This is a genomic window from Pseudomonas sp. CMR5c, from assembly GCF_003850545.1.
Taxonomy (GTDB): Bacteria; Pseudomonadota; Gammaproteobacteria; order Pseudomonadales; family Pseudomonadaceae; genus Aquipseudomonas; species Aquipseudomonas piscis.
In genome coordinates, this window is the sequence record NZ_CP027705.1 from 2,911,953 (window position 1) to 2,927,288 (window position 15,336).

General features: G+C 65.0%; 16 protein-coding genes. 14 read left to right on the plus strand and 2 right to left on the minus strand.

Annotated elements, in window-relative coordinates:
* The first annotated feature begins 2 nt into the window (after nt 1–2).
* The 4 genes from C4K40_RS13575 (at nt 3) to C4K40_RS13590 (ending at nt 3,867) form a co-directional block, all read left to right on the plus strand.
* Complete coding sequence (locus C4K40_RS13575; RefSeq protein ID WP_083456821.1) at nt 3–1,121, plus strand: ABC transporter permease; 1,119 nt, start codon at nt 3–5, stop codon at nt 1,119–1,121.
* 75 nt (nt 1,122–1,196) lie between these two features.
* Nucleotides 1,197–2,639 carry an efflux transporter outer membrane subunit gene (locus C4K40_RS13580; protein WP_235777384.1) on the plus strand — a complete coding sequence of 481 codons (1,443 nt, stop codon included), beginning with the start codon at nt 1,197–1,199 and terminating at the stop codon, nt 2,637–2,639.
* Nucleotides 2,640–2,704: 65 nt separating this feature from the next.
* On the plus strand, nt 2,705–3,310 hold the full coding sequence (locus tag C4K40_RS13585; RefSeq protein WP_031321631.1) for a LysE family translocator: 606 nt from the start codon (nt 2,705–2,707) through the stop codon (nt 3,308–3,310).
* A gap of 119 nt (nt 3,311–3,429) precedes the next feature.
* On the plus strand, nt 3,430–3,867 hold the full coding sequence (locus C4K40_RS13590) for an HIT family protein (protein WP_053129134.1): 438 nt from the start codon (nt 3,430–3,432) through the stop codon (nt 3,865–3,867).
* Between the two features lie 16 nt (nt 3,868–3,883).
* Here the strand turns inward: C4K40_RS13590 and C4K40_RS13595 are convergent, their stop codons facing one another.
* Together C4K40_RS13595 and C4K40_RS13600 are read right to left on the minus strand one after the other, a co-directional pair.
* Nucleotides 3,884–4,327: a hypothetical protein gene (locus tag C4K40_RS13595; protein ID WP_053129137.1), complete on the minus strand. Its 444-nt coding sequence runs from the start codon at nt 4,325–4,327 to the stop codon at nt 3,884–3,886.
* Nucleotides 4,324–4,539: a hypothetical protein gene (locus C4K40_RS13600; RefSeq protein WP_022644156.1), complete on the minus strand. Its 216-nt coding sequence runs from the start codon at nt 4,537–4,539 to the stop codon at nt 4,324–4,326. The genes C4K40_RS13595 and C4K40_RS13600 overlap by 4 nt, the downstream gene beginning before the upstream one ends.
* A 405-nt stretch (nt 4,540–4,944) precedes the next feature.
* On the opposite strand from C4K40_RS13600, the gene C4K40_RS13605 reads away from it, so the two are divergent.
* From C4K40_RS13605 to C4K40_RS13650, 10 genes are all read left to right on the plus strand, one after another.
* Entirely contained in the window at nt 4,945–5,547 is a 603-nt protein-coding gene (locus tag C4K40_RS13605; protein ID WP_053129140.1) for a transposase, read from the plus strand.
* A gap of 32 nt (nt 5,548–5,579) precedes the next feature.
* Nucleotides 5,580–7,268, plus strand: a complete 1,689-nt coding sequence (locus tag C4K40_RS13610; protein ID WP_172681613.1) for a ShlB/FhaC/HecB family hemolysin secretion/activation protein — start codon at nt 5,580–5,582, stop codon at nt 7,266–7,268.
* Between the two features lie 21 nt (nt 7,269–7,289).
* Complete coding sequence (locus C4K40_RS13615) at nt 7,290–9,107, plus strand: DUF2341 domain-containing protein (protein WP_053129144.1); 1,818 nt, start codon at nt 7,290–7,292, stop codon at nt 9,105–9,107.
* An 11-nt stretch (nt 9,108–9,118) separates the two neighbouring features.
* Complete coding sequence (locus tag C4K40_RS13620; RefSeq protein ID WP_053129146.1) at nt 9,119–9,541, plus strand: biopolymer transporter ExbD; 423 nt, start codon at nt 9,119–9,121, stop codon at nt 9,539–9,541.
* A 3-nt stretch (nt 9,542–9,544) separates the two neighbouring features.
* Complete coding sequence (locus C4K40_RS13625; protein ID WP_031321634.1) at nt 9,545–10,261, plus strand: energy transducer TonB; 717 nt, start codon at nt 9,545–9,547, stop codon at nt 10,259–10,261.
* A 39-nt stretch (nt 10,262–10,300) separates the two neighbouring features.
* Nucleotides 10,301–12,007 (plus strand): putative porin, encoded by a 1,707-nt coding sequence (locus C4K40_RS13630; protein WP_053129149.1) that lies wholly within the window; start codon nt 10,301–10,303, stop codon nt 12,005–12,007.
* Between the two features lie 17 nt (nt 12,008–12,024).
* On the plus strand, nt 12,025–12,672 hold the full coding sequence (locus C4K40_RS13635) for a hypothetical protein (protein ID WP_053129152.1): 648 nt from the start codon (nt 12,025–12,027) through the stop codon (nt 12,670–12,672).
* Nucleotides 12,673–12,691: 19 nt separating this feature from the next.
* Entirely contained in the window at nt 12,692–13,192 is a 501-nt protein-coding gene (locus C4K40_RS13640) for a YbjN domain-containing protein (protein ID WP_022644235.1), read from the plus strand.
* Nucleotides 13,189–14,148 carry a peptidylprolyl isomerase gene (locus tag C4K40_RS13645; RefSeq protein ID WP_053129153.1) on the plus strand — a complete coding sequence of 320 codons (960 nt, stop codon included), beginning with the start codon at nt 13,189–13,191 and terminating at the stop codon, nt 14,146–14,148. Before C4K40_RS13640 ends, C4K40_RS13645 begins: the two co-directional genes overlap by 4 nt.
* A gap of 177 nt (nt 14,149–14,325) precedes the next feature.
* Nucleotides 14,326–15,303, plus strand: coding sequence for a LysR family transcriptional regulator (locus C4K40_RS13650; protein ID WP_053129155.1), 978 nt, complete (start codon nt 14,326–14,328; stop codon nt 15,301–15,303).
* Nucleotides 15,304–15,336: the final 33 nt, after the last annotated feature.

Below are 15,336 nucleotides of genomic sequence, written 5' to 3' on the forward strand. Positions count from 1 at the left end.
CAATGGACAAACTGATGAGCTTCCTACGTGAACTGTTGTTCCTGATCCAGAAGGAAATCCTCGCTATCGTCAAGGATCCGGCCAATCGGGTGATCCTGATCGCCCCGGCGATCGTCCAGTCCTTGCTCTTCGGTTATGGCGCGACCTACGACCTGAACTACGTGCCCTATGCCGTGCTGGACCAGAGCCAGGGGCGTGCCTCACGGGAACTGATCGCCCGTTTCGATGCTTCCGGGGTCTTCGCCCGTACGGCGACGCTGACCAGCGTCGGCGAGATCGCTCCGGCCATCGATAATGGCCAGGCGCTGCTGGTGCTGCACATCTCTGCGGACTTCGAGGAGCGCCTGGCCCGCCAGGACAATGCCAGCCTGCAGCTGGTGCTGGACGGCCGCAACTCCACGACCGCCGGGATGGCGGCCGGGCATATCGCCAACCTGGTGGGTGACTTCAACCAGCAGTTCCTGGAGGCCGCCAACGCTCCCTTGCGTTTGGAAACACGTGCCTGGTTCAACCCCAACTTGCAGACTCGCTGGAACATCGTGCCCGGCCTGATCGCCGCCTTGAGCATGATCCAGACCCTGATGCTGGCGGCGCTCTCGGTGGCCAGGGAACGTGAGCAAGGCACCTTCGACCAATTGCTGGTCACGCCGCTGACCCCTTTCGTGATCTTGCTGGGCAAGGCGTTGCCATCGGTGCTGATCGGCTTGCTGCAATCGAGCCTGATCCTCCTGGTCGGGTTGTTCTGGTTCAAGATCCCCATGATCGGTTCCGTGCTGGACCTGTACCTGGGGCTGTTCGTGTTCACCAGCGCCTGCGTGGGGATCGGCCTGTCCATATCCGCCCTCTCGGCCAACATGCAGCAGGCCATGGTGTACACCTTCGTGCTGATGATGCCGCTAATCCTGCTGTCCGGCCTGATCACCCCGGTGCATAGCATGCCCCAGGCCTTGCAACTGCTGACCTACCTCGACCCGTTGCGCTTTGCCATCGACCTGGTCAGGAGGATCTACCTGGAAGGGGCGACCCTGTCTGATGTCTCGGCGAACCTGGTGCCGATGTTCGCCGTCGCGCTGGTGACCCTGCCACTGGCCGCCTGGCTGTTTCGCAATCGATTGGTTTGAATTGGCTTGATAAGGAACGTCATGAAAACGATTCATGCTGGATATCTGCTCAATGGGTTGGCAGCGACCTTGCTGATGGCTGTCTCGGCCTGCACTGTCGGACCTGACTTCACGGTGCCCGAGGTGCACAGCCCCGAGCGATGGACGGATTGGCACAGTGGGCCGGAGTTGCCGGCAGCACCTGGAACACCATCCATGGCCGTTGTACCTGGCAACGACGGTAATTGGTGGCAGGTATTTGGCGATCCGATCCTGGACCGCTTGCAGACCCGAGTGCGGGAGGACAACCCGGACCTGCATACCGCGTTGCTGCGGTTTGCCCAGGTCCGGTTGCAGCGCCAGATCGTCGCATCCCTGGAAACACCCGAGGTGTCTTTCTCCGGCGCGGCCTCCAGGAATAGACAAAGCCGGTACGCCCCGAACAATCGCATGCTCGAGGCCTTGGGTGGCGACCGCAAGATCCTGGAAAAGGCCCTGACCGATCCCTACAGCCTGTACCAAGCCGGGTTCGATGTTTCCTGGGAGCTGGATCTCTGGGGGCGGGTGTCGCGCCTTGGCGAAGCAGCCGAGGCCGAGGTCGATGGTGCAGCCGCGACCTTGGACGATGTACTGCTCAGCGTCTCCAGCGAACTGGCGAGAAACTACATCGAGGTGCGTACCGCGCAGAGCCAGACCAGCCTGCTGGAGCAGGAAGCGAAGATCCTCGCCGAGCACCTGCAAGTGGTGACGGTACAGGCTCGTGAAGGTGAGGAGGACGGTTTTGCGGTGGAGCGCCAGGAGGCGCGACTGGCAAATTTGAACGCTCAGATACCCGGCTGGAAGGCACGACAGACCCAGGCCGCCAACCGCATCGCCGTACTGCTGGGCGAGCGTCCCGGTGCTCTGGACGCTTTGCTGGCCGGCTCACCCGGGCCGGCTCCTGGCAACTCATTGCCGGATTTGCGGCTGGGGCTGCCGGCCGAGCTGGCTCGCGAGCGTCCGGATATTCGCGCCGCGCAAGCCAGGCTGCACCGGGCCACGGCCGGCATCGGAGTAGCCGAGGCAGAACTCTATCCCAGCGTGATCCTGGGGGCCGACTTCGGCTTCGAGTCCTATAAAGGCGGCAAGTTTGCCGACTGGAGCAGCCGGACCTGGTCGGTAGGGCCGCGCCTGGACCTGCCGCTGTTCGACCGCGGGCGTCGCAGCAAGACCGTGGTCTTGCGCAAGCTCGAACAGCAGGAAGCGGCCGTGGCGTTTCACCAGACCGTGCTGGCGGCATGGCAGGAGGTGGACGATGCCTTGAGCCGCTACCACAACGAGTACCAGCGTGTGGCACACCTCAAGGACAGCTACGACAGCAAGGCTCGCAGCTACGAATGGACCCGTGCCCGGTACGTCGCCGGGGACGCCAGCTACCTGGACCAACTCGATGCCCAGCGTTCCCTGCTCGATGCCCAGCGTGACCTGGTCGATAGCGACAGCCAGCTCAGGACGCACCTGATCAGCATCTACAAATCCATGGGTGGGCACTCCATCTGACCCATTGCAACGCAGTAGTCGTATTTCCTCTAACAAGAACAACTTTCCTGAAGGAATAGGAAAACATGCCAATGGACGACCTCTACAAGATCGCACTTTTCTCATCCCTGATACTGATAGTACCGGGGCCCTCGAATACCTTGCTGCTGGCTTCGGGCTTCAAGTTCGGTGTATTGCGCTCTTTGCCCCTGGTGCTGATCGAGATGCTCGGCTACACCGTCTCGATCTGTACCTGGGGTTGGGGTCTGGTGTTGTTGTCCCAGGACCATCCATGGTTGATCCACCTGATCAAGCTGGCCTGTGCCTGCTATATCGCGGCCCTGGCGCTGAAGACCTGGAAGACCTCGACCAGTGGCACCCATCAGGTCGAGCGCTTCGACAGTTGGCCGCGCCACTTGCTGATCGCGACCGTACTCAATCCCAAGGGGTTGATCTTCGCCAGCGTGATTTTCCCGGCCGCTTCGTTTGCCAGCCTGGGGAGTTTCGTTCCTTCATTGAGCGCATTCTTCCTGGCGCTGGCACCCATCGCCTTGCTTTGGGTCTCCCTCGGTGCAGGCATTCGGGCGCAGTATCTGGGTCGGGTATCGGGCCCGTTGTTTTCCAGGGGCACGGCCATCGTCCTGGCGTTGTTCTCGGCCACGTTGACCTACACCGTCGTGCGAGCGGTGTAGGCCGGTTCCAGGCGCTGGAGAAGCTTGGGATGGCCGGTATAGAGTTGCTCGCCCTCGAGCGAAGCTTGAGCACTCCGTGCCCGGCGGCCGATGCCGGGACCAACATCAAGGGAAAATGAATGTCGCTGATTTCGCAACGTGTCGAACTGGCCCGCCAGGGCGCCAATGACAAGGTGATTTGCCGGATGCCTTCGGGCTGGGCGGTCATGGGGGATGTGCAGTTCCTGCCGGGTTACTGCCTGCTGTTGCCGGACCCGGTGGTGCCTAGCCTGAACGACCTCGATACCCAGGCCCGGACCGCCTACCTGCTGGACATGGCGCGTCTTGGCGATGCGGTGCTGGAGGCCACCGGGGCGTTGCGCATGAACTACGAGATCCTCGGCAATTCGGAGCCGGAGCTGCATTGCCATCTCTTTCCCCGCTATGCCTCGGAGCCGGAGGACAAGCGTCGCATGCCGGTCTGGTTCTACGACTGGAAAACCGCCGTTGCCTATGCCGAGGCGGAGCATGGTGCGTTGCGTGAGCGCATAGCCCGCCTGTTGCAAACGACCAGCTGAGGTTCGCGCCGGCAGGTCAGTGCGCTGAGTGTCGGTGATAGACGGGAAACGTCAGGCCGGTGATGGTCACTGTGGTCCTCGCGACGAGGACGCTGGCGATCTCGTTGATGACCAGCTCCAGTGCGCTGGTATTGGGGAACAGTGCATACAGCAGTTCGAAGTAGAGGTAGTCCTTGATCAGCTCGGCTGCCAGTTGCGGCTGGTTCGCCAGCAGATTCTCGAACTTCGGGTAGTCCAGTCGCTGCAATTGCACGATGTCGGCAAAACCCTGGGCCAGGTCGTCTTCCCGGCACTGGTTGATGAACCCATCGGCGCATTGGATAAAGCCCTGGGCCAGCTCCCAATGGTCTATCAGCAGCTCAAAGGGGGTTGTCTCAAGGGATGTAGCTTCGCCGAAACCCAGGCTCCGATAGCCGACCCGCCGAGGCTCGATGAGCTTGCCTGCCGAAGTGAACTTCATGGGTGGGTTCCGGTTTTGCCAGTGGAAGGTCGGCCTGCGCCAGCGTCGAGCGGGCCGGCCTGGCCAGGGATCGCGCTGGCAGCCCAGTCGCTGCCGCTGGCGGGCAGGGCGATACCGGGCCGGGGCCGCAGCTCGACGGCGCTACTTACGCTGGCCTGGCTGGCTTCGGTGCGGTTGGCCAGTTGCGCGGGGCTGAAGTGAAGTTCGTCCATGTTGCCGAGTAGTCCTGGGGGTTGCGCGAGTCTACTCCGCCACCAGCAAAAAGCTACGGCGCCCCACCTGTGTAGCCGCTGTCGAGCCTGCGACCGGTCGCGCAGCGGCCGTAGAACCTCGACCCACCTGACCCACTGCCAGGGTGCCCGCCGCGCGGTCATGCGCAGCCTGCGGCAGCGGCTACACGGGGCTGCGACCCACCGCGCAGCGGCCGCAGGACCCCGACCCACCGTGCCACCTGGCGGACGGCTTCAGGCCGCTGCCCAGCTTGTGAATGAAGCTTTTATGACAAAAGTTCGGTAGCACATCGCCACGCACGTCTTGGGTATGTAACGCGCTTGAGGGGGCCGCCAGGCCACTTTTTTAAGCCGAGGCGGGACGCCGGGAGTGAGGCTATGGGGACTATGGAACGCTACTCGAAAGTGGGCATGCAGGAGCTGGACCAGCGGTTGTCGAAGATCGTCGAGGCGGCGCGCAAGAAGCCGGTCTCGGTCTATCGCTATGGGGCGCCGTGGGTCTGGATCGTCTCCCAGGATGACTGGCAGGGCGCCTTGAAGGAGGTGTCCAGCTACATCCCGCCAGGGCACTCGCTGGTGCTGCTGCGCCCGCAGATCGAAGAGCTGCTGGACCGCCATGCCGAGTTGTTCGAGACCCTCAATGCCGAGGCCGGCCTGTGCATCGCCCCACGCACGGTGATGCACATCCTGTTGCTGCAGCTTTTGTACTCGGTGCCCAGCGAACAGCAGCTCTACGAACAGCTGAACTACAACCTGCTGTTCCGCTGGTTCGTCGGCCTGGGCCTGAACCAGAAGGTCTGGAGCTTCAGTGTCCTGAGCCGCGATATCGCCGCGCTGTTGAACAACCCTCGGGCGGTGCACCTGATCCACAAGATCATCGGTGAAGTGTTCTGCAAAGCCTTGCTGCAGATGCCGGAGTTCTCGCTGAACTTCGCGCTGCTGCATACCTGGCTGGCACGTCACGACAACACCTCGATCACCAGCAATTGAATCGGCCAAACGCTGTGCAGACGGCGACGGCAATGCGCGTGCGCGCGCCAATTTTCAGACTTCTAGGGGGCGGTGTGGAGTATTCGGGCAAATCAGGACGACCGGGCAGTAGCGGGCGCTGGTGGCCGTTGTGCGGCTGGTTGGCATGGCTGGCGCTGGCGCCGGCGGTGCAAGCCGAGGAGGGCGGCCAGGTGCCGGCCGAACCCGCGCAGGAGGCCCAGGTCCCGGCGCGTTTGGTGGACGTCAACGAGTACTTCGTGCGCGGCAATACCGTGCTCGACGCCAGGGCCATCGAAGAGGCGGTGTATCCGTTCCTCGGGCCGCAGAAGGCCCTGAGCGACATCGAGGGCGCCCGCGACGCCCTGCAGAAGGTCTATCAGGCTCGCGGCTACCAGTCGGTGTATGTCGAGTTGCCGGAGCAGAAGGTCGATGACGGCATCGTCTACCTGCAAGTCAGCGAGACCAAGGTCGGCCGGGTGCGCGTGGTGGGCGCCAAGCACTACTCGCCATTGGAGATCCGCGAGCAGGTGCCGGCGCTGCAAGAGGGCCAGGTGCCGGACTTCGCCACGGTGCAGAACCAGCTGGCGGGGCTCAATCGCGGTGCCGGGCGCCAGGTCATGCCCTTGGTGCGCGAAGGCCAGCGGCCGGGAACCATGGATGTGGACCTGCAGGTGGAAGACAAGAATCCCTGGCGCGCCAGCATCGGCCTGAACAACGACTACAGCGCCGATACCGAGAAGCTGCGCACCGTGGCCAGTGTCGGCTACGACAACCTCTGGCAACTGGGCCACAGCGTTTCCCTGACCTTCTTCACTGCGCCCCAGGACACCTCCAACGCCAAGGTCTGGTCCGGTTCCTATACCGCTCCCTTGAGCGATCGCTGGAGCCTGCAGTTCTCCGGCTACCAGTCCGACAGCAACATCGCCACCATCGGCGGCAGCAACGTGCTGGGCAAGGGCCATTCCTACGGGGTCGCGGCGATCTATGCCTTGCCAGCCAGCGACAGTTGGGCCAACTCGCTGTCGGCGGGCGTGGACTTCAAGGACTTCGACGAAGAGATGCGCTTCGGCCGCAGCAGCGACCAGATCCCGCTCAAGTACGCACCGCTGACCTTCGGCTACAACGGCTACCGCTACAGCGAGAAGTCGCAATTGAGCCTGGGCCTGAACCTGGTGATCGGTACCCGGCGTTTCTTCGGTTATGGCAGTGACGCCCGCGAGTTCCACTACAAGCGTGACGAAGCCAGTGCCAGCTTCTCGGTGCTCAAGGGCGATGCCAGCTTCACCTATACCTTCGCCAACGACTGGCAATCGGCGTCCAAGACCGCTTTCCAGCTGGCCTCGGGCCCGCTGGTCTCCAACGAACAGTACTCCGCCGGTGGCGCCACCTCGGTGCGTGGCTACCTGGCCGCCGAGCGTACCGGCGACGAAGGTTGGCTGTTCTCCCAGGAACTGCGCACGCCGTCCCTGGCCAAGTTCCTCGGCAGCTACGTGCAGGAGTGGCGCTTCTACGCCTTCGCCGAAGGTGCGCGCCTGAGCCTGCACGAGCCACTGCCCGAGCAGGAAGACCAATACAGCCTGGCCAGTGTCGGCCTGGGCACCCGAGCCAGCTTGAGCAAGTGGCTGTCCGGCAGCCTGGACTGGGGTTACCCCCTCAAAGACGGCCCCAACACCCAGAAATACGATCCGCGCCTGCACTTCAGTGTGCAAGCCACGTTCTGACTTTTTACGGAGAACCCTTCCATGCAACGCTTATTCCTGAGCCTGTTGATCTGCCTGGGCTTCGTGCTCCCGGCCACGGCCCATGCCTGGTGGCAGGACGACTGGCATTACCGCAAGCAGATCAGTGTCGATACCACGCCCCAGGGGGCGGCCATCAACGAGGCCCTGGGCCGTACCGCGCTGCTGGTACGCCTGCATACCGGCAACTTCACCTTCGACGGGGTCAAGGAGCACGGCTCCGACCTGCGCTTCGTCGCCGCCGATGACAAGACCGTGCTCAACCACCAGATCGAGAGCTTCGACCCCCTGATGGGCATGGCGCTGATCTGGGTCGACGTACCCAAGGTCGAAGGTGGCCAGCGCCAGGACATCTGGATGTACTACGGCAACCAGAAGGCCCCGGCCACCGCCAACGGCCAGCTGACTTTCGATCCCAGCTACACCGCCATCTACCACTTCGAGGGCGGCAACGGCATCCCGGCCAAGGACACCACCGCCTATGGCAACACCGCGCAGGGTGCCACCGGGGCGAGCATCGATGGAGTGATCGGCCGTGCCCTGCAGTTCAGTGGCCAGCCATTGCTGCTGCCGGCCAGCCCCTCGCTGCAGCACAATGCCGGCGGCGCCTTCACCTTCAGCGCCTGGGTCCGCCTGGACCAGGCCAGTGGCGAACAGCTGCTGCTGGCCCGGCGCGAAGGCGCCGGCAGCCTGCTGGTCGGGGTCAACCAGGGCATGCCGTTCGTGGAAGTGGACGGCCAGCGCGCCGTATCCACCCAGCCCTTGAATCCGGGGCAATGGCAGCACCTGGCCCTGAGCGGCGAGGGCAGCCGCCTGGCGCTGTACGTCAATGGCCGGGAAACCGCGAGCCTGGCCCAGGCCATCCCGTCGTTCAATTCGCCGCTGGCCATCGGCGCCGACCTGCCGGTCGCGGCAGGGGCCGAGGCCAGCCATTTCCTGCCGTTCACCGGGGCCATGGACGAGCTGCGCCTGTCCAAGGTGGCACGTCCCGCGGCGCTGCTTTTGGCCGATGCCAGCGCCCAGGGCGCCGAGTCGAAACTGGTGGCCTACGGCGTCGATGAAGAACAGTCGGGCTTCGGCTTCGGCAGCCTGGGCTTCTTGCTCAAGGCGGTGCCGGTGGACGCCTGGGTGATCATCCTGGTGCTGGTGGCGATGATGATCCAGTCGTGGGTGATCATGCTGCGCAAGAACCGCATGGTCAGCCGGGTCAGCGCCGCCAATACGCTGTTTCGCGAGCAGTTCGCCAAAGTCGGCACCCGTCTTGAGATGTTCGCCGATGACCAGGCCCTGGATGCACGCCTGGAGCACTCCTCGCTGTGGCGCCTGTACCTGGTGGCGGTCAAGGAGATCCGCACCCGCCGCGAGCAGGGCGCCGATACCTCGTCGGTGTCGGCGGCCACCATCGAAGCCATCCGCTGCTCCATGGACGGGGTGCGCACCCGCGAGAACCAGCAGCTGAGCGCCAAGCTCTCGACCCTGTCCAACGCCATCGCCGGCGGTCCCTACATCGGCCTGTTGGGCACGGTGCTGGGGATCATGGTGGTGTTCCTCGGCACCGCCATGGCCGGCGACGTCAACATCAACGCCATCGCCCCGGGCATGGCCGCGGCCCTGCTGGCCACCGCCATGGGCCTGTTCGTCGCGATCCCGGCACTGTTCGGCTACAACCGCCTGATCACCCGCAACAAGGAAGTGGGGGCCGACATGCGGGTGTTCGTCGACGAGTTCATCACCCGCCTGGCGGAGCTGCACGGCGAGAGCCAGCAGCATGAGAACGCCCACTGGCGGGTCAGCCACAGCAACGCATCGGTCCCGGCCTGAGGAGAACTGCCATGGCTTCCGTGAACGCCTCCCATGACGACGAAGACGATGCCGCCGTCGACAGCATCAACATCACGCCCCTGGTGGACGTGCTGATGGTGGTGCTGGTGATGTTCATCCTCACCGCCACCGCCCAGGTCTCGGGCATCCAGATCCACCTGCCCAAGGCCAGCGCCTCGGTGTCGTTGTCTGAGGCCAAGACCAAGGCCATCTCGGTGAACGACGGCGGCCAGGTGTTCCTCGATGCCTACCCGGTGACCCTGGGCGAGCTGGAAGAGCGCCTGCGCATCGAGAAGGCGCAGAACCCGGACTTCCCGATCATCGTCCGCGGCGATGCCACGGTGCAGTACCAGAAGGTGATCGAGGTCCTCGACCTGTTGCGCCGCCTGGAGCTGTCCCAGGTCGGGCTGGTTACCGGCAAACCCCAGGGCTGAGTCATGACCGCACAACAACCTATCCAGCTCCCGCCGGTTCAGCCAAAGCAAAAAGCCGTGCGCCTGCTCAAGTGGGGCCTCGGGCTGCTGCTGGCGGGCGTCGCCGCCTGGCTGCTGTGGCAGTGGGCCAACGACATGGCCGGGGTGCGCCGGGAAGCGCCGAAGGTGCCGACCATCATCCCGTTGCCGCCACCACCGCCGCCACCTCCACCGCCGCCGGAGAAGCCCAAGGAGCCGGAACCGGTGGAGGAGAAAGTGCCGGAGCCCGAGCCCACGCCGACCCCCGAGGAGGTCAAGCCCGAGGAAGAGGCACCGCCATCGCCGGCGGACGACCTGGCCAACCCGATGCAGATCGATGGCGACGCCCAGGCGGGCGGCGACGCTTTCAACATCGGCGCCGGCAAGGGCGGCGGCATGGCTGGCTCCGGTGGCGGCGGCCTGGGCACCGGAACCTACAAGCAATACCTGGCGGCGACCTTCCAGCGCGCGCTGCGCGAGGATGCGGAGTTGCGCAAGAAGGCCTATTCGCTGCAGGTGGACCTGTGGCTGGGCGCTGACGGCCAAGTCACCCGGGTGCTGCTGGCCCACTCCAGCGGCGATGCCCAGACCGACGAACAGGTGCTGGCGGCGCTGCGGGCCACGCCACGCTTGAAGGAGCGCATGCCGGCTTCCCTGACCTTGCCTGTGCGCCTGTCCCTCAAGGGCCGGCGTCCGGATTGATCGAACCCCTTTTGCAGTTTCTACAGGAGTTGTGTGCAGATGATTTCCACCCTGAATCGATTGACCCTGGCGCTCGGCATGGTCGCCCTGGGCCTGGCCGGCCAGGCCACGGCCGCGGCGGCCGCGCCTTCGGAGAACGCCACGATCAACCTGATCCGTTTGTTGGTGCAACAGGGGGTTTTGAAGCAGGAGCAGGCCGACGGCCTGATCGCCCAGGCCGAGAAGGAGGCCCAGCAGGCTCGCCAGGCCAACGCCGCGGTGGCTGCGGTGGCCGCCGGCGGACCTGCGGCCGCGCCGGGGGACGTGCGGGTGCAATACGTGCCGGCCATCGTCCGCGACCAGATCCGCGACCAGGTCAAGGCCGAGGTCATGGCCACCGCCAAGCAGGAGAACTGGGCCCAGCCCAACACCTTCCCGGACTGGGTCTCGCGCATCACCTTCGATGGCGACATTCGCCTGCGCAGTGAGTCGCGGTTCTTCGCCGACAACAACAGCAACGAGATCGTCGACTACGCCAAGCTCAACGACAGCGGCCCCTACGACGTCAACAAGGACACCAACAGCAAGCTGCCGCCGCTGCTCAACACCCGCGAGGACCGCGACAACCTGTTCCGCCTGCGGGCGCGCCTGGGGATGAAGGCGGTGATCTCGCCGGAATGGACCGCAGGTATCCGCATCGGCACCGGCTCGGACAACAACCCGGTATCCACCACCCAGACCCTGGGCGGCGGCTTCGGCAAGAAGGACATCTGGCTCGACCAGGGCTACCTGACCTGGAAGGCCACCCAGGACCTGACCCTGACCGGCGGGCGGATCGCCAACCCGTTCTATTCCACCGACATGCTGTACTCCAACGACCTGAACTTCGACGGCGTGGCGGCGATCTTCAACCACAAGCTCGACAGCGACTGGGGGCTGTTCGGCACGGTCGGCGCCTTCCCGGTGGAGTACACCAACGACACGTCCACCAGCAACGGCTTCGACAAGAACGAGAGCGACACCAAGTGGTTGTTCGGCGGGCAGATCGGCGCCAATTGGAAGATCAACCGCAGCAACAGCCTCAAGGGCGCCTTGGCCTACTACCGCTTCGAGGATATCGAAGGCCAGCGCTCCAGCCCTTGCACGCCCTGGGCCGGCGCCCCGGGCTGCGATACCGACGGTTCGCGGGTGGCCTTCATGCAGAAGGGCAACAGCGTGTTCCTGTTGCGCAACATCGCGCCCAACCCGGCCACTCCCGGCCTGACCCCGCAACCGCAATACGTGGGCCTGGCCTCGAAGTTCGATGTGCTGGACCTGAACCTGGCCTGGGACACCGAGCTGCCGGATGACCTGCGCCTGCGCACCCAGGGCAACTACATCCGCAACCTGGCCTACGACAAGGCCGAGATGCTCAAGCGCAGCGAAGGCCAGATCGTCAACAACATCAACCGCAATGGCGAGTTCGAGAGCGGCGGCAATGCGCTGATGCTGCAGTTCACCCTGGGTAATGCCCTGGAAATGAAGAAGGCCGGCGACTGGAACCTGCTGGCCGGCTACAAGTACATCCAGCCCGACGCCTTGCCCGACGGCTTCAACGACTCTTCGTTCCACCTGGGCGGGACCAACGCCAAGGGCTACTTCCTGGGCGGCAACTACGGCATCGACAAGAACATCTATGCCACGGCCCGCTACATGAGCGCCTCGGAAGTCTACGGGCCGCGTTATGAAGTCGACGTCATGCAGCTTGAACTCAATACGCGCTTCTAAGCGCAGGGAGGAAGGTTATGAACAGCCGGACGAGGGCAGGGGCCGTGGGCCTGTTGCTGGCCTGTGGCGTGCTGGCCAGTGTGCCCGCCGCTGCCGAAGGCATGGAGGAGCGCCTGCGCACCCAGTTGCGCAGCACTACCCAGCAGTTGCAGGCCCTGCAGAGCGAGCAGGCCCAGGCCGCCGCCGCGCGGCTGGCCGCGGAAAACGCCGCCAAGGAGGCCCAGGCTCAGGTCAAGCAGCTCACCGCCGAACTGGCCAAGAGCCGTGGCGTGGCCGAGCAACTGGCCGGCCAGCAGCAGAACCTGCAGAGCCAGGCCCAGGCCCAGGCTGCCGCCAACAGCGAGCAACTGGGCAAGTTCAAGAAGGCCTACGACGAACTGCTGGTGCTGGCCCGGGGCAAGGAGGCCGAGCGGGTCAAGCTGCAGGCGCAATTGAACGAACGTGACACACAAGTGCAGCAATGCGCAGTCAAGAATCAACGGATGTACGGTATCGCCAAGGAAATCCTCACGGCCTACGAGAAGATCGACGTCGCCGAGGTGGTCAAGATCCGCCAGCCTTTCGCAGGTAGTGCTAGGGTCAAGTTCGAGGAACTGGCCCAGGGTTTCGGCGATGACCTGTACCAGACTCAGTTCGACGCCCCACGGGCGGCGAGCGCTCACTGATTACCAAGGAAGAACAGACATGACACAAGCAACCTTGATCACCAGCGTCACCACCGACAGCCTGACCGACCTGCTGCAAGGCGCCGGTTACCGGGTCAACCACACCGAACAGAACGGTATCGTGCAATTGCTCAGTGCCAGCCAGGGCATCGGCTACGCCGTGCGCTTCGGCAACCCGGCGGCAGAGGCCGGGCACTACGTGGACTTCACCTATAGCTGTGCGTTGCGCGTCCAAGGCGAGTTGCCGGCCGGCCTGGCGGAGCTGTGGAACGCCTCGCGGCGCTTCGCCCGGCTGTCGTTGCAGGGTGAATTCCTGGTGATGGAAATGGACGTGGTGGTGGCCGGGGTCAGCGATACCCACCTGCGCAGCCAGCTGGAGCTGTGGGACCGCCTGCTCCAGGAGTTCATCGTCTACCTGCGTGAATACAGCCAGCAGGCGGCCCAACTGCAGGCCCAAGCCCAGGTCGAGCCAGCCGGCACGCCGCAGGCCAGTGGCGCGGCAGAGGCGGCGGTCCTGTGAAGAAGCCGACCCTGGTGGTCGGTGCCGGGGCGCTGACCCTGCTTGGCCTGGCCCTGGGGCTGGCCTTGCGTCCGGGCAGCGATCCGGTGGCGGCCCAGCAGCCGGCCCCGGCGGCGCTGCAGCAGCAATTGGCGAATACTCCGGCGGTGGCGCGCCTTGGTAACCAGCAGGTGGCGGTGGCGGAACTCCAGGCGCTGTTCGCCAGCCTGCCGGAGGAGGCCCGGGCTCAACTGCGCGACAATCGCCCGGCCCTGGAGACCTGGATCCGTTCGCGCCTGGCGCAGAAGGCGGTGCTGGAGCAGGCCGATGCCCAGGGCTGGCGCCAGCGCCCGGAGGTGGAGCAGCAAACCCGCGCTGCCACCGAGCAGATCGTCTTTCGCGACTACATGCAGTCGGTCAGCCAGGTGCCGGCGGACTACCCCAGCGCCGCCGAACTGCAACAGGCCTACGACAGCGGCAAATCGGCCTGGCTGACCCCGCCGTTGTACCGGGTCAGCCAGGTCTTCCTGGCGGTGCCCGAGCCCCGGGCGCTGGAGCAGGTGCGGCGCCAGGCCCAGGAGATCGCCAGGAAGGCCCAGGCCGCGCCCGGTGAGTTCGCCGCCTTGGCTGCACAGTATTCCCAGGACCCGGACAGTGCCCGGCACGGTGGCGACTCGGGCTTGCAGCCCCTGCAGCAACTGGTGCCGGAGGTGCGTGGCGCCGTGGCCCGGCTCAAGGTCGGCGCGGTATCGGAGGTGGTGCAGAGCGCGGCGGGTTTCCATGTGCTCAAGCTGACCGAGCTGCAACCGGCGCGTACCGCCAGCCTGGACGAGGTGCGTGAGCGCCTGGTCCAGGCCTTGCGGGCCCAGCGCCAGGAGCAGATCGCCAAGGCCTATCTGGAGGGCATGCTCAACACCGCGACGCTGAGCATCGATGGCGCGGCGCTCAACCAGGCACTGGAGGAAAAAGCTCAGTAACCGGCCCGCGTGGAGCGGGGCCAGCAGCGGGCGCCATCTTGCGGGGCGTCGTGGTCCGGTCCACGCGGTTTCAGGGCAGGGCAGGAAGTGGGATGTGGCGCGTGCCGTCACGGCCTGCTTGCTGCCAACACCGGCGCAAGCCAAGGACGCAACACTCAACAAGACAGGGAGTCACCGATGTCATTTCTCGAACCTGCTCCACACCAGGGCGTTGTTCCCTACAGTGTTCCCCAGGAACCCCGGGAAGCCTGGCTGGCCCTGGCGGCCGGGATCGATCCGGAGGTCGCGCAGTATTTCCTGGTGAGCGCCCGTTGCGGTTGCTTCATGCAGGCAGCCCGCAGCCTGAACATCAAGGCCACCTTGCTGCGCAAGCAGCTGGCGTTGCTGGAGGAGCACCTGCGGCGTGCGTTGTTCTGCTACCAGGGCAACGCCTTGAGCCTGAGCCGCGAAGGCCTGCAACTGCAGGCCCAGTTGATCGCCCTGGCCCACCAGCGGCGCCTGCCGGTGATCGAGCAGCCGCTGATTCGCCTGGCGGTGGCCGAGACCATCCTGCATGACATCCTGGGTCGCGACCTGATCGCCCTGTTGCGGCGCAACGCCAGCGCGCGCCTGGAAATCATCTCCATCGACAGCGACCTGTCGCTGCGGGCCCTGAGCGCCGACCTGGTGCTGTGGCTGGGGGCCGCCGACTCGCCCTTGCCGGGGCCTAGCTTCGCCATTCGCGAACCCATGCCCCTGGCGCGCATCGACTACCTGCCGCACATCGCCAAGCGCTACTCCCGGGTCGCGGCGCGCCCCGACAGCGTCGACGACCTGACCGACTACATGCTGGTGCAGTGGCAACACGACCGGCAGATCGAACCCTTCCGTCCCTGGAACAGCCTGGTGGATTCGCGGCTGGCCGGGGTGGTGCACGTGCATTCCTATGAGCTGATGCTGGAGATGATCCGCTGCAGCGCCTGTATCGGCTTGCTGCCGCAGTACATCAGCCGCTTCGACCGCGGCTTGACCGCCTTGCCCGGGTTGTTCGGCGAAAGCATGCAGCGCCGCGCCTGGCTGGCGATGAACGCCCAGGTGCAGCACGAGGAAGAAGTCCAGCAACTGGTGGACCTGATCCTGCATACCTTCACCGAGCGCGAGGACTGGTTTGCCTGAGGGAGGCGCTCGTCATGGCTGGGCCCGGCGTTT

Bases quoted from the DNA above. Each gene is read 5' to 3' on its own strand.
- C4K40_RS13605 (WP_053129140.1), top strand. From the start codon at position 4,945: ATGGAACGCTACTCGAAAGTGGGCATGCAGGAGCTGGACCAGCGGTTG.
- C4K40_RS13650 (WP_053129155.1), top strand. From the start codon at position 14,326: ATGTCATTTCTCGAACCTGCTCCACACCAGGGCGTTGTTCCCTACAGT.
- C4K40_RS13600 (WP_022644156.1), bottom strand. From the start codon at position 4,539: ATGGACGAACTTCACTTCAGCCCCGCGCAACTGGCCAACCGCACCGAA.
- C4K40_RS13620 (WP_053129146.1), top strand. From the start codon at position 9,119: ATGGCTTCCGTGAACGCCTCCCATGACGACGAAGACGATGCCGCCGTC.
- C4K40_RS13630 (WP_053129149.1), top strand. From the start codon at position 10,301: ATGATTTCCACCCTGAATCGATTGACCCTGGCGCTCGGCATGGTCGCC.
- C4K40_RS13575 (WP_083456821.1), top strand. From the start codon at position 3: ATGGACAAACTGATGAGCTTCCTACGTGAACTGTTGTTCCTGATCCAG.
- C4K40_RS13585 (WP_031321631.1), top strand. From the start codon at position 2,705: ATGCCAATGGACGACCTCTACAAGATCGCACTTTTCTCATCCCTGATA.
- C4K40_RS13625 (WP_031321634.1), top strand. From the start codon at position 9,545: ATGACCGCACAACAACCTATCCAGCTCCCGCCGGTTCAGCCAAAGCAA.
- C4K40_RS13580 (WP_235777384.1), top strand. From the start codon at position 1,197: ATGGCTGTCTCGGCCTGCACTGTCGGACCTGACTTCACGGTGCCCGAG.
- C4K40_RS13640 (WP_022644235.1), top strand. From the start codon at position 12,692: ATGACACAAGCAACCTTGATCACCAGCGTCACCACCGACAGCCTGACC.
- C4K40_RS13615 (WP_053129144.1), top strand. From the start codon at position 7,290: ATGCAACGCTTATTCCTGAGCCTGTTGATCTGCCTGGGCTTCGTGCTC.
- C4K40_RS13635 (WP_053129152.1), top strand. From the start codon at position 12,025: ATGAACAGCCGGACGAGGGCAGGGGCCGTGGGCCTGTTGCTGGCCTGT.
- C4K40_RS13610 (WP_172681613.1), top strand. From the start codon at position 5,580: ATGCGCGTGCGCGCGCCAATTTTCAGACTTCTAGGGGGCGGTGTGGAG.
- C4K40_RS13595 (WP_053129137.1), bottom strand. From the start codon at position 4,327: ATGAAGTTCACTTCGGCAGGCAAGCTCATCGAGCCTCGGCGGGTCGGC.
- C4K40_RS13590 (WP_053129134.1), top strand. From the start codon at position 3,430: ATGTCGCTGATTTCGCAACGTGTCGAACTGGCCCGCCAGGGCGCCAAT.